This is a genomic window from Devosia sp. WQ 349K1 (assembly GCF_016595685.1).
Classification (GTDB): domain Bacteria; phylum Pseudomonadota; class Alphaproteobacteria; order Rhizobiales; family Devosiaceae; genus Devosia.
In genome coordinates this window covers 96,902-109,568 of sequence record NZ_JAENGO010000002.1, presented here as the reverse complement: position 1 = coordinate 109,568, position 12,667 = coordinate 96,902, and the positions used below count along the sequence as shown (strand labels likewise).

Annotated in this window: 10 protein-coding genes; 4 read left to right on the top strand and 6 right to left on the bottom strand. The window is 58.9% G+C overall.

Features of this window, described 5'->3' with window-relative positions:
• The first annotated feature begins 31 nt into the window (after positions 1 to 31).
• Complete coding sequence (locus JHL21_RS05735; protein WP_200212434.1) at positions 32 to 2,194, top strand: malate synthase G; 2,163 nt, start codon at positions 32 to 34, stop codon at positions 2,192 to 2,194.
• Between the two features lie 71 nt (positions 2,195 to 2,265).
• Here JHL21_RS05735 and JHL21_RS05730 read toward each other — a convergent pair whose 3' ends face one another.
• Positions 2,266 to 3,054, bottom strand: coding sequence for a HugZ family protein (locus tag JHL21_RS05730; RefSeq protein WP_200212432.1), 789 nt, complete (start codon positions 3,052 to 3,054; stop codon positions 2,266 to 2,268).
• A gap of 71 nt (positions 3,055 to 3,125) precedes the next feature.
• Positions 3,126 to 4,835, bottom strand: a complete 1,710-nt coding sequence (ade, locus tag JHL21_RS05725) for an adenine deaminase (RefSeq protein WP_200212430.1) — start codon at positions 4,833 to 4,835, stop codon at positions 3,126 to 3,128.
• A gap of 103 nt (positions 4,836 to 4,938) precedes the next feature.
• Between ade and JHL21_RS05720 the strand changes: the two genes are divergently transcribed.
• The 3 genes from JHL21_RS05720 (at position 4,939) to JHL21_RS05710 (ending at position 7,979) form a co-directional block, all read left to right on the top strand.
• Positions 4,939 to 5,115 (top strand): hypothetical protein, encoded by a 177-nt coding sequence (locus tag JHL21_RS05720; RefSeq protein ID WP_169195689.1) that lies wholly within the window; start codon positions 4,939 to 4,941, stop codon positions 5,113 to 5,115.
• 71 nt (positions 5,116 to 5,186) lie between these two features.
• Positions 5,187 to 5,717 (top strand): MgtC/SapB family protein, encoded by a 531-nt coding sequence (locus JHL21_RS05715; protein ID WP_200212428.1) that lies wholly within the window; start codon positions 5,187 to 5,189, stop codon positions 5,715 to 5,717.
• A gap of 495 nt (positions 5,718 to 6,212) precedes the next feature.
• Complete coding sequence (locus JHL21_RS05710; protein ID WP_200212426.1) at positions 6,213 to 7,979, top strand: hypothetical protein; 1,767 nt, start codon at positions 6,213 to 6,215, stop codon at positions 7,977 to 7,979.
• On the opposite strand, the gene murD is transcribed toward JHL21_RS05710, so the two are convergent.
• From murD to JHL21_RS05690, 4 genes are all read right to left on the bottom strand, one after another.
• A complete protein-coding gene (gene murD / locus JHL21_RS05705) occupies positions 7,976 to 9,271 on the bottom strand; it encodes a UDP-N-acetylmuramoyl-L-alanine--D-glutamate ligase (RefSeq protein ID WP_200212424.1) in 1,296 nt (431 codons plus the stop codon). The two genes, JHL21_RS05710 and murD, sit on opposite strands and share 4 nt — an antisense overlap.
• Complete coding sequence (locus tag JHL21_RS05700) at positions 9,261 to 10,592, bottom strand: hypothetical protein (protein ID WP_200212422.1); 1,332 nt, start codon at positions 10,590 to 10,592, stop codon at positions 9,261 to 9,263. The genes murD and JHL21_RS05700 overlap by 11 nt, the downstream gene beginning before the upstream one ends.
• Before the next feature lie 95 nt (positions 10,593 to 10,687).
• A complete protein-coding gene (locus JHL21_RS05695) occupies positions 10,688 to 11,416 on the bottom strand; it encodes a FadR/GntR family transcriptional regulator (protein ID WP_169195684.1) in 729 nt (242 codons plus the stop codon).
• Positions 11,417 to 11,484: 68 nt separating this feature from the next.
• Positions 11,485 to 12,666, bottom strand: a complete 1,182-nt coding sequence (locus tag JHL21_RS05690; protein WP_200212420.1) for an aminotransferase class V-fold PLP-dependent enzyme — start codon at positions 12,664 to 12,666, stop codon at positions 11,485 to 11,487.
• Position 12,667 lies beyond the last annotated feature (1 nt).

Here is a 12,667-nt window from a genome sequence, read left to right as displayed (position 1 = left end):
GTACCCCAAACTGTTCGAGCAGAGTTTTAACATGACCGAATACGTGACGAAGTCCGGCCTCTCCGTTCACCCCTTGCTGGTGGATTTTGTAGAAAAAGCGGCCCTTCCAGGACTTCCCGTATCGGTAGACGCGTTTTGGTCGGGGTTTGCAGCGCTGTTGGCCGAACATGTGCCAGTGAATGCGCAATTCCTCGCAAAGCGCGACCAGCTGCAGAGCCGGATTGACGATTGGCACCATCAGAATGGACCCGTCGCGAACAATCCTGAGGGCTATGAGCAGTTCCTGCGCGAGATCGGTTATCTGGTTGATGAGCCGGGTGACTTCACCATTTCGACCCGCAATCTCGACCCAGAAATTACGTCGCTCTGTGGGCCGCAGTTGGTGGTGCCTGTTTCGAACGCCCGTTATGCGCTGAATGCTGCCAATGCCCGTTGGGGTTCGCTTTATGACGCGCTCTACGGCACTGATGTAATCAGCCGGGATGGCGATCTGGCACCGGGCAAGGCGTTTAACGCGGCACGCGGCGCGGCCGTTGTGACACGGGCGGCAGAGTTTCTCGATGCCTCGTTCCCGCTGACCGCAGGCAGCCACACATCTGTCACCCAATATAGCGTGGTGGAGCAGGGTGGCGTCGCAACGCTGGTGATCAAAACCGCTGCGGGTGACGTGTCTCTCGCAGATGCTGATGCTTTCGTGGGATACTCGGGCGTTGGCGATAAGCAGGAGATCGTGCTCAAGCACCACGGTCTGCATGCGATCTTGCTGATCGATAAATCGAACATGATTGGCGCGACCCACGCAGCCGGTCTGGCTGATGTGATTGTTGAGTCGGCGCTGACCACTATTCAGGACTGCGAAGACTCGGTTGCCGCTGTAGACGCTGAGGACAAGGTTGGCGTTTACGCCAACTGGCTCGGCCTGATGCAGGGTAATCTGGAAGATACATTTGATAAGGGCGGTAAGACCGTCACGCGTCGCCTCAAGGCGGATCGCGTTTATCGCGGCGTCAATGGCGAAGAGCTGGTGCTCAAGGGCCGCTCGCTCTTGCTGGTGCGCAATGTCGGGCATTTGATGACCACGGACGCGGTGCTGCTGAACGGCAAGCCCGTTGGCGAAGGCCTGATGGACGCGGCGATCACCGCGCTGTGCGCCATGCATGATCAGGGCAACAACTCGGCGACGGGCTCAATCTATATCGTCAAGCCGAAGATGCATGGTCCGGAAGAAGTCGCCTTTGCCTGCCGAATTTTTGCGTCGGTCGAAGGCTTCCTTGGTCTTGCGCCGAACACCATCAAAATCGGCATCATGGATGAGGAGCGCCGCACGTCGGCAAACCTCAAGGCGGCGATTTATGAGGCGCGTGAGCGCGTGTTCTTCATCAACACCGGCTTCCTTGACCGTACGGGCGATGAAATTCACACCTCGATGGAAGCTGGCGCGGTGTTGCGCAAGGATGAGATCAAGTCCGAGCGCTGGATTTCGTCCTATGAAGATCGCAATGTGCTGATCGGCTTGGCCTGTGGGCTTTCCGGCAAGGCGCAGATCGGCAAGGGCATGTGGGCGCGGCCAGACGATATGGCCGCCATGATGGACGCCAAAATCGGTCATCCTAATGCTGGCGCCAATACCGCTTGGGTACCATCGCCGACAGCGGCAACCCTGCATGCGCTGCATTATCATCAGGTTGATGTGTTCGAAGCGCAGCGTCGCCGGCATAACCAGGCGATGCCGGGGCTTTCCGAACTCTTCTCGATGCCAATCCAGAAGCCGTATTCGCTCAGCCGCGAAGAGATTATCCGCGAGCTCGAAAACAATGCTCAGGGGATTTTGGGCTATGTGGTGCGTTGGGTGCAGCAGGGCGTTGGCTGTTCCAAGGTTCCGGACATCAACAACGTTGGCTTGATGGAAGACCGCGCGACCTGCCGCATTTCTTCGCAAGCCGTCGCCAATTGGCTGCGTCATGGGCTGGTGAGCCGGGACGAAGTGACTTCGGTGTTCGAGCGCATGGCACAAGTCGTGGACGATCAGAACCAGGGCGATCCGCTCTATCGCCCGATGTCTGGCAATTTCCAATCGATCTCATTTGTTGCGGCGCTTGATCTGGCGCTGCATGGGGCAGACCAGCCGAGCGGCTATACCGAGCCGCTGCTCCATGCCGCCCGCCGCAAGGTCAAGGCGCGCGACGCCAAGTGAGCTTTTGGTCGATTACATCCGACCTCAAAAAGCCCTCGCAGAGCAATGTCTGCGAGGGCTTTTGTTTGCCGTCAGTTTGCCGAGGCGGCGCTGAGAGCGATGCGGGCGGTTTTTGCCATGGCGACGAGCTTGAGATGAAAATCCTGCGGCACGGTGGCGGGCTCGTCAAAATAGATGCGGCGCATGTCATCGCCCAGAACGATGGTGATGCCATCGGCATCGAGACTGGCGAGCAGCCAATTGCCAAGCTCGGCGCCGCAATAGTGGCGCGCATAGTCGGCTGTGGCATCGATATGGTCGTCATTCATGTGTTCGAGCGCATGGTGCTCGGCTTTGGCGAGGTCTGGGTTTTCCGGCGTAAGTAGGTCGCTGGCGATGAGGGCATAAGCTTTGCCGAAACCGGCATTAAGGCTTGCCGATAGAGGCTCAAGCACGACAAAGCAGAAATCGCCCAAGTCGACGTAGAGCTTGGCTTTGGGATTGTGGTTCAAATAGCGCCAGGCGAGGCTTTGATGCTCTTCGCTGTCGCGATCCACAAAACGCGCTTCGGACGCAATGGTGATGCGGGCATGGGCCAAGGGGTCGCCCTTGCCGGCCTCGCCTAAGAGCAGAGAGCAACGTGGATCGGCTTGCAGCGCCTTGTAATGGGCGGTGAGGCCGGAAATGAGCAGGACAGGGCGGCCATAGAAATCACTCGCTGTACCAACGCGGGAGGCGATTGGAGCGCCACTCGTTGGGTCCAGCGTGGCCAAAGCTCCATAGCGCGAGGTGCGCAGCAGCGTTTTGGCACGGCGAATGGCGTCGCCATCGGTGTCTTGGAGAACGGAGCGGGGTGAGACGGTCTGAGGCGTTTCAGTCATAGCAGGTCCAGTGCGCAGTGGGCGCACTAGACTAAATTATTTCATGACCAGCAAGTTCAACTTATATGCGGTTAGTCGACGAAGTCGAATTTGTCGACGTCGAATAGGCCACGGTCCGTGAGCTTGAGATGGGGAATGACCGGGAGCGCGAGGAAGGCGACCTGCAAGAACGGTTCGGGGAGAACGCAATCTAGCACCTTGGCGGCTTCGCGCAGGATGTGGAGGTCGTGCGCCACCTCTTCGAAGGGTTTTGGGCTCATGAGGCCCGCGATGGGTAGGGCCAGTTCTGCTGTGATCTGGCCCTCATTGGCGACGACGAAACCGCCGCCCAGTTCTATGAGGCGATTAACGGCCAGCGCCATGTCGGCGTCGGTGGCACCCACAACGGTGATGTTATGGCTGTCGTGGCCGACGGACGAGGCTATGGCGCCGCGCTTGAGGCCAAAGCCCTTCACGAAGCTGCGGCCGATGTTGCCGTTTTTGCCGTGACGCTCAATGACGGCGACTTTGATGACGTCTTCTTCAAAATCAGGTTGAAGGCCGAAATCGGTTGAGGCGAGAGCGGCTTCTTCGCGGAAGGTGAGGATGAGGCCGGGTTTGACACCGATGACAGGAACGCGGTTTTGGCCGGGTTTGGGTTCGGTGATGAAGGCGTCTGCGGCAATGGGCTTGGCCTTAACGGAGGTTAGACCAACAGGGGCGACGGGATTGCGCGTGTCAAAAAGTTCGGGGGTGACGAGGCGACCGGCTGAGATGACATCGGAGACGCGGCAGTCTTCGAGGCTGTCGAGAATGGCGATATCGGCGCGGTAGCCGGAGCCGAGGATGCCGCGATCCTTGAGGCCAAAGATGCGGGCGGCCGAATGACTGGCTGCACGATAGACGTGGTGCAGCGGGCAGCCACGGGCGATGAGGCGGCGGATGGAGCTGTCGAGATGGCCTTCTTCGGCAATGTCGAGCGGGTTGCGATCATCGGTGCAGAGGGCGACAAAGCTCGAGGTGTTTTCGTCGAGAATTTCCGCCAAGGCTTCGAGGTCTTTGGAGACCGAGCCTTCACGAATGAGAATGGCCATGCCCTTGCGCAGCTTCTCACGCGCTTCGGCGGCGCTGGTGGCTTCGTGGTCAGTGCGGATGCCGGCCGCCAGATAGCCGTTGAGGCCAAGACCAAGGAGCAGCGGGGCGTGACCGTCGATGTGGCCGTCCTGATAAGCGATGAGCTTGGCCATGATGCCGGGATCGGCATTGAGCACCCCGGGGAAGTTCATCATTTCAGCCAAGCCGACGACCTTGTGGTGGCTACGGAAGGGGAGGAGATCTTCGATTTCGAGCTGGGCGCCAGCCGTTTCAAACGGTGTCGCCGGGACGCAGGAGGAGAGATTGATCCGAACGTCCATGATGGTCTGTTCGGCACTGTCGAGGAAGTATTGTATGCCCTCGCTGCCGAGGACATTGGCGATCTCATGGGGATCGCAGAGCACGGTTGTTACGCCGTAGGGCAGAACGCAGCGATCAAACTCGTGCGGGGTGACAAGGGAAGATTCGATATGCAGATGCGTGTCGATGAAGCCGGGGACGGCGAAGCGTCCGGTGCCGTCTATGGTGACTTTGCCCTCGTAGGTTTCATGGGTTCCCACGATCCGATCACCAACAATAGCGATGTCGGTGACCGTGACTTGGCCAGTGATGATGTCGAGCAGACCGATGTTCTTGATGACCAGATCGGCGGGCTCCTTGCCTTGGCCTGCCATTATCATTCGGGTCAAAACTTCGGTGCTGATCATATTCGCCTCAAGTTGAATTCGCCTTTAGGGTCGACCTCTCGCGGCTCTACGTCAAGCGCAATGGCACTTGGGAACCATGGCTTACCCCCATCGTTGGGACTTGATGAAACCGGAGAATGATATGCCGACCTATGATCCGCATAAATCTGAGAACGAAGTGCGACAGGGCAATTCGCGCAAGATGAATTCGCGTGTTTTGATCGTGTCGCTGGTGGCTATCGTCGTGCTTTTCGCGATTGTCTATCTCGTCAATGGCGCAATGCAGCCACCTGCCAGCTAAGCTCACGCAACTCGGAACCCCCTGAGGCGTCGACAGTTTTGTTTATTGTCTTGTTCAAGGGATGAGTTGAGATGGACATGGGTAACAGCTTTGGGATGGTCGATACCTACCTCCCGCTCCACATCATCGCCATTCGCATTGGCATCGCGGCCCTGTTTGGGGCCCTGATCGGTCTCGAACGCGAGCTTAGCACCGCAGAAGCAGGGCTAAGGACGCATATGCTGGTGTCAGTCGCTGCCGCGCTGTTCACTATTCTCGCCTTTGAAATCTTCCACACAATTGAGTCAGTTGCAGGCGGCGAAATGCGTGCGGACCCGATCCGCGCGGTCGAAGCGGTGACGGCGGGCATAGCGTTCCTCGGCGCGGGCGCAATCTTCCGCTCCGGAGCGGGCGTGCAAGGGCTGACAACCGGCGCCGGGATGTGGCTGGCGGGGGCTGTGGGGCTGGCAACAGCACTGGGCTATTATGTGGTCGCAGGCGGCGTGGCTCTACTCGCCGTGATCATCATGGCGGCGTTGCGAACGTTTAGTCGGAAAGTGCATGAGCGCAGCGATATGCGGGAGGGGCGCGGGGAGGAAGAGGCAAGTTCGCTGAGGGACTAGCGCCTTTGCAGATCATTCCTCCCCCCGGAGCGGCACAGCAGGGAGGAGCTGTAACCGCGCCCAAGCACAGAGCTGAGAGTGCCCTGCGCATCAGATCAACAGTGGTGCAGACCGTTGATCTAAACTGAGGCGGCGGAGAGGACGCAGGGAACGCAGTTGAAGTCGGGGGGACCCTTCTGCAGCATCTCTCTCCGCCTAGGTACGCGACCTGTGGACGCAGTTGTCGCTTACCTGTTTAGTGGATGCCGAAGCATCGGTAGTCTTGATCCATGCACTCGCCGACTTAGCGCGGCGTTTGGTGGGGCCCGTGCATTTCACTTTGGATATCCAGCGGGAAATAATCGCTGGCCAGCGTCGCTACGAAAGCGCCGCGACGAGGACTGGTATGCGGGAATTGTTTCTGCACCGGAAGCAAATAGGCGTTAAACGCAGGTAACAAACGCTTGCGTTTTACATGTAAAACGGTGCTAGTTCGGACCGCGTGGGGGGACTTTTGTGGCCAGCGACAGACCAGCAGAAAAAGACGTTCTTGCGGCCTTGCAAAACCTGCTGTCGTGGCCAGAAATTGCGCGTTCTACGCAGCTTAGCCGCTTTCTTGATTATGTCGTTCGCGCCACTCTGCGGGGCGAAGAAGGCAGCATAAAAGCTTACTCCATCGCCGTCGACGTGTTCGATCGTCCGGCCCATTTTGACCCTCAGGCCGACCCAATAGTTCGCGTGCAAGCGCGTAGATTGCGTGCGTTAATCGCCCAGTATTATGCCAGCGCCGGGCAAGGTGAGTCTGTTCGTATTGAACTGCCAACCGGTCGATATGTACCGGAGTTTGTTGTTGTTGATCCGGTTACTGTTTTAAGTCCTTCGGCGACACCAAGAGTTTACCCCGAAGTCGGGGTGGACGCGGTGCAGAGCGCGCCACAATCGTCCGCTCGCTCCGCGCTGGTGAGTCGCCAGCACCTCTTGCGATCGTGGAGTGTGCTGGCCCTGGCGACGCTGATGTTTGCCGCGGTTGCGATTACTTTTGCTATTCGCGGCATGGAAGAAGAGCGGACTGAGCAGGCGCGTTATCTCACCCAACCATTGTCGGTAAAGGTGATGGAGTTTCAGCGCCTCAGTCAAACAGGTGACGATGTTTCGCTGACCGCTGGTCTCGCCATTGATTTGGTGTCCAAGTTGAATAGCTCAGGCTTGGTGATGGCAAAATATGGGGGCACCAGCCTGACGCAGCTGGTTGATGCTGACTTTGTTTTGAGCGGTACGGTGCGTCGCGATGGTGACGAGGCGCAGTATAGTGCGATCCTCACCGATACAGCGACCGGCCAGGTGAGCTGGAGCAAGGTCATTACCACCAATGTTGATGGGCGCGGTTCTCAGGGCCTAACCGATGCGGTGAGCCTGCGACTGGCGACAGCGCTGAGCAATATCAATGGGCCGGTGCTAGCGCCTGTTCGGGCGATTTTGGCGGATCAAGAGATCAATGTCGTGCCTTCGCTCTATCTGTGCAGAGTGATCTACTCTGGCTATCGCGCTGATCTTTCGCCCGATGCCGCTGCGCGCAGCAATCGCTGCTATGCGCAGCTGAGCCCGGATGTGCGGGCGACCGGGGAAGTGCAGGCGGCACAGGCGCTGCTGATCATGGGGGGAGCGGCCGGTAGCGGCTATGAAAACGTCGATATGGGCGTGCGCACGGCGATGGCCGAAGAACTGCTGCGCGTGGCGGTCTCCAGCGAACCCCTGAATGCTTTCGTTTGGACACAGTTCGCCCGCTTTAGTCGGGAACGGGGGGACTTTGAAAGCGAAGAAATGGCCTATGGGACGGCGCAGAAGCTTGACCCGGCCAATTCTGAACTTCTGGCGGCCTACTCTCAATCTCTCGCGATTGCGGGACGTCGACGCGAGGCGATGGAGCTGTTTGATATCGCGCTTGAAAGTTCGAGCAATCCGCCGGGCTGGTATTACATCACACCGGCGATGGTGGCACTGGCTGAGGAAGACTGGGAAGCGGTTGGGCGCTATGCGGTGTTGCTACAGAATGCGGACAACATGACGGCGCCACTGTTCGGGGTGCTGGCGGGATACGGGCTGAACGATTCAAATCAGCTCAATCGGTCTTTGCCGCGCCTTTTGGATACACGTAGCTTTCGCGAAAACGGGATCATGCCGCAGCTGGCGCGCCGGATCACCGACGCGCAGCTTCTCAATGTTATTCGCAAGAGCCTGTCCGCTGCGGGCGTGCCGAACGATCGGCTCGACGGCCCGTATTAAGCGGTCGCAAATAGCGCCTGAGCGTAGGCGATAAAGCGGGCACCGCGCTCTTCAAAGTTTTTGAATTGGTTGTACGACGGCGCGCCGGGCGAGAGGATGATGGTGTCAAAACGCTCGCGCTGCGCGAGGAGCGTGTGCATAGCGGCTTCAAGATCAGGCACTTCGGTCACGACAATCTCGGGCGCGGCGATGCGGGCGGCATCAGCGAGGCGCTTGCCCGTGACGGGAAGCGTGACCAAAGTCGTGACGCCGCGCAGGGCCAGAAGCGTGGCGAGCTCGGCATAGTCCTGTTCGCGCTCGTGCCCGCCAGCGATCAGCGCGATACGGCGGCCAGGATAGGCCGCAAGGGCGGCCTTGGTGGCTTCAGGCGTGGTGGAAATGCTGTCGTCAACGAAGGTGACGCCGCCGATGCTGTGCTCTTCCAAACGGTGGGGCAGAGGGCGGAAGGCGGCGATTCCGGCAAGGATGCCGTCCATAGTTCCGCCTGTGGCCAGAGCGATCTGGGCCGCGAGGAAGGCATTATCGAGATTGTGTGCGCCTTTGAGGCGCGAGTGCGCCGCAGCGTTTTCAATGGCGCGTTCTTGGTCAGCGGTGAGCTCTTGAACCAGACGGCGATGATCACGCACCGCCTTGGCGACCAGTGCATTGCCCTTGGCTTTGGCACCGAGCGCTACCGGGAAATCACCATCGCGATCGATGAGGTGCAGCTTGTCGGCGTAATAGCGCTCGACAGAGCCGTGCCAATCGACATGTTCGGGGTAGAGGTTGGTGAGGGCCGCAATATCGGGCAGAAAACTCATGTCCGAGGTTTGGTAGCTCGAGAGCTCAAAAATCACGACGGCATGTTTGTCGGCAATGTCGATGGGCGCGAGGCCAACATTGCCAGCCAGACCTGCATCAATACCCGAACGGGTGAGCATGAGATGGGTGAGCGTGGCTGTGGTCGACTTGCCCTTGGTTCCGGTGATGGCGATCACGGTGCGGCCCGCGCGATAGCTCGACCCCCAGAGATTGAGGTTCGAGGTTACGGAAATGCCAGCATCGGCGGCGATCTCAAAGATCGGCTTGTAGCGCGACACGCCGGGGCTTTTGATGATGTAGCTAAAGCGTCGCTCAGCAATGGCGCGCGGCAGCTCATCTGCCGGGATCTGCACCGTGTCCGGAACGTCGGCCGTGCCGCTATCGACTGCGACGAAGACCGGCAGGTTGGGCTGCTGGGCTTTTAGGAAAGCGCGCGTCGACAGGGCTTCCTTGCCTGCGCCGTAGAGCAGGACCGGTTCTTCAAACCGCATAAGCTTGCACCTTGGCCGAGAGGGCGGGCGGGATGTGATGATCGCGACTGTCGGTGAGACACTCAGCCATGGCGAGTTGGAGTTTTTCTTCGCCGTATTGGGCGAGGAGGTCATCCTTGAGGGTCTTGACGATGGTGTCCTGATACCAATCGGCGTGGCGCGACAATGTGTAGAAGCATGCTGCGGCTTCGAGAATTTCGCCAACGCATTCCCAAGGCTTTTGGCCAGCAAGGCCGGAGAGCTCGCGGAAGGAATGTTCGTATTCAGCGACTTCCAGAAGGTTATTGCCGAAGATGCGCAGTAGCCGTTCCTTCTTCATGAAGGGCGCGAAGATCAGGAAGACGAAGTGACATTTTGGGCATTCGCCGCACCACAATGCGCCGTCATTGCCCGTGAGGCGGAAGTTGCGATTGCAGCTCGAAAAGACCGCGTCGAATTTATCGCTCTTGGTGAAAAGCGAGGCAATGCGGGCTTCCGAATAGGGACGGAGCAACGAGAAATACTTCAGCGCACCGCCAGTGGCATTGGCGAGCGTATCGGCAATCAGCAGCTCAAAGCCGAGGGACTTTGAATATTGGTGATTGGTCTCACGGCCATCGAACACGACATTGCCTTCGCTGGCCGAGCGCTCATTGGAGAGAACGATCTGATCGTAGCCAAAGAGCACAGCGCACAGCGAGGCGATCATGGAGTTGATCGCGGTCGAGGGCACGTGACCGTTGTAATAGCCCGGTTCCTTGGAGAGGCGGATCATCTCAGCGTCGAGTTTTCGCGACACGTAAACGGGCGCGGTGCCGATGGCATCCACGCAAGAGACGATCGGGCCCTTAGGATTGACCGCAAACGGGGTGAATGGCACACCCGTGTGGGTCAGGAGATCAACGCTGACGAGACTATCCTTGCCGCCGCCAATGGGCAGCAGGGTGCGTTCGAGCAGAGTGATCTCGGGTTTGCGGGCAACAGTGTCCTCGGGCGCGGTGAGCGTGAGCTTACCGAAGCGAGCCAGCTCATTGCGGGCGTAGAATTCGCCGAGGCCGTTTTCATAGATGTCGATGACGAAGGCGCGTTCGGCAGAGGTGAGAGGAATGCTTGGCGCTTCGATGGCAAACGGGGCGCGGAGCTTAAAGTAGCTCACGCCCAAGGTGATCGCGGTAAGCCCGAGGAGTTTTTCGAAGTTAGAGGTTTGTGCCGCCGCGCTGTCCGCGCCTTGCGGCAGGGTCAACACTTCGGTGAAGCTGAGATCGTTCAGCGTATAGGTAAAGCGGGCCTCTCCCGTGGTGGGATCAAAGCTCGGGCTCTCAATGCGGAAAAATTCAGTCACGGGCTACTCGCTGCGTTTGTCCATCATATAGGTGATTTGCAGCTTGGGCGGGAGTAGGGCGGTGGCGAGTTGATCGCGCTATTTTTTGTCGCGCACTAACTGTCCTTGGTGGCAGCCAAGATTGCGCGGATTTCGAACTCCACATTGTCGATCACTTCGCTGATCGCTTGGACAGCCCGATCTGGATTGCTGGCCAGAATGGCGTCGGCCAGATCCTTGTGCATGGGGAAAGACCCCAGACCGAAGGCATCGCGATTGTACGGCGAGTTTACGTCACGTTCGAGGGCGTGGTCGAGATTGGTGAGTATCTGGCCATACATGGGATTGCCGGAGGCATGATAGATGGCGTCGTGGAAAGCATGGTCTTCTTTGCGCCAAGGGTGACCACCATTGACTGCCTTGAGAAGAATGTCGCCCAGTCGACTGATCTCTTTGCGCTGCGCATCGCTGGCGTGGATCGTGGCTTTGCGCACGACGTCGATTTCGAGCGTACGGCGAATTTCGAGAAGGCGGAGCAGGGCTTCGCCTTCCAAGCGGACCATGGTGGGAATGAGCCCGCGCGAGGTTTGCACATTGGCGGTGAGATAGGTTCCGTCGCCACGACGGCGACGGATGACGCCAAGGCCTTCCCAGCGATTGAGGGCCTCCCGAATTGTCGAACGGCCGACGCCCAAAGACGAGGCCAAGGACAATTCTGGCGGGAGGCGGTCGCCGATTTTGAGACCGGCGCGCTCGACCATTTCGGCGAGCGCGTCCTGTACCGCCACATTGCGCGTACGGTTCTCTAAAGGCTCCAGATAGTTAAGGGCATTTTCCCGATCCATGGGTGCCCGATCCTCTCGGTGTGGCGGCTTGTTACTCTCTCTCACCACATCTGAGAGCGTTTGTCAGCCTATGCCTTGTTTAAGTTCAAAAGCTCCGTGAGAGCCTCAACCAAGCGATCCATCTGTGGTTTGGAGTTGTAGCCCTGCACGGAAACACGTGCGACGCAGTGTTCTTTCCAGCGGAAAACCGGGATTTCGATTTTGTACTGCTCAAAGAGCGCCGTGTGGATGGCCAGCGGATCGCATTCCGGGATCGGCATGGCGACCATTTGCGGGGCGCAAAACTCGGGCGAGCTGAAGGATTCAAGGCCCGTGAGTCTGGCAATGCGTTCACCGGTGTCTTGCGCGAGGGCGCGGCAATGTTCGGCAACAGCGGGCCAATCATTGTCGTCGCGGAATTTGAGCGCGGCGGGAATGGCGAGGAAAGCCGAAGGGTCACGCGTGCCCATCATTTCGATCTCATCGACAAAGGGGGAGTTGTCGAATGCCCCCTTGGCGCCGGGGTCCTTGGATTGCGCGGTCCAGCCGTGGCTGACAACCAGAGGGTCGAGCAGGGATTGAACCTCGGGGCGGGCATAGAGGAAGGCTGAACCCTTGGGGGCCATCATCCACTTGTGGCAATTGCCAGAGTAGAAATCGGCGCCAAGCTTTTGCATGTCGAGCGGGATATGGCCGGGGGCGTGGGCACCGTCGATAACTGACCAGATGCCGCGCTTACGGGCCTCAGCAATGGCGGGCTCGACCGGGAACACGAGGGCTGTTGCGGATGTGATGTGGCTAAGGAAGAGCACTTTGGTGCGCTCAGTCATGCCGGACACGATGGCCTTGGTGAACTGCTCTTCGCTGGTGAGCGGCAAGGGCACATCGACGACGACAATTTCTGCGCCAGTTTGGCGGCAGATAAAGGCCCAGGTTTTTTCCAGAGCGGAGTATTCGTGGTCAGTGGTGAGGATCTGATCGCCCGGCTTGAGGTCGAGCGAGCGCGCAACAATGTTGAGGCCGGTGGTGGCGTTGATGACGCCCACAACTTCCTGTTCGTCACAGTTCAGTTCGGCAGCGAGGGCCTGACGCGGCACGCGCATGTTTTCAGTGAGCTTGCGGCCGAGGAATTCGACGGGTTCGCGCTCCAATTCGAGCTGCCAGCCTTGGTAGGTCTCAAACACCGGGCGCGGACACGCGCCAAAAGAGCCGTGGTTGAGGAAAACGACATCCTCGCGGATGAGGAACTGTCGAGCAAGATTTTCAGACACG

Coding starts and splice junctions, on each gene's coding strand:
- murD (WP_200212424.1), bottom strand. CDS start 9,271: ATGCGGTTTGAAGAACCGGTCCTGCTCTACGGCGCAGGCAAGGAAGCC.
- JHL21_RS05715 (WP_200212428.1), top strand. CDS start 5,187: ATGGACATGGGTAACAGCTTTGGGATGGTCGATACCTACCTCCCGCTC.
- JHL21_RS05720 (WP_169195689.1), top strand. CDS start 4,939: ATGAAACCGGAGAATGATATGCCGACCTATGATCCGCATAAATCTGAG.
- JHL21_RS05730 (WP_200212432.1), bottom strand. CDS start 3,054: ATGACTGAAACGCCTCAGACCGTCTCACCCCGCTCCGTTCTCCAAGAC.
- JHL21_RS05735 (WP_200212434.1), top strand. CDS start 32: ATGACCGAATACGTGACGAAGTCCGGCCTCTCCGTTCACCCCTTGCTG.
- ade (WP_200212430.1), bottom strand. CDS start 4,835: ATGATCAGCACCGAAGTTTTGACCCGAATGATAATGGCAGGCCAAGGC.
- JHL21_RS05695 (WP_169195684.1), bottom strand. CDS start 11,416: ATGGATCGGGAAAATGCCCTTAACTATCTGGAGCCTTTAGAGAACCGT.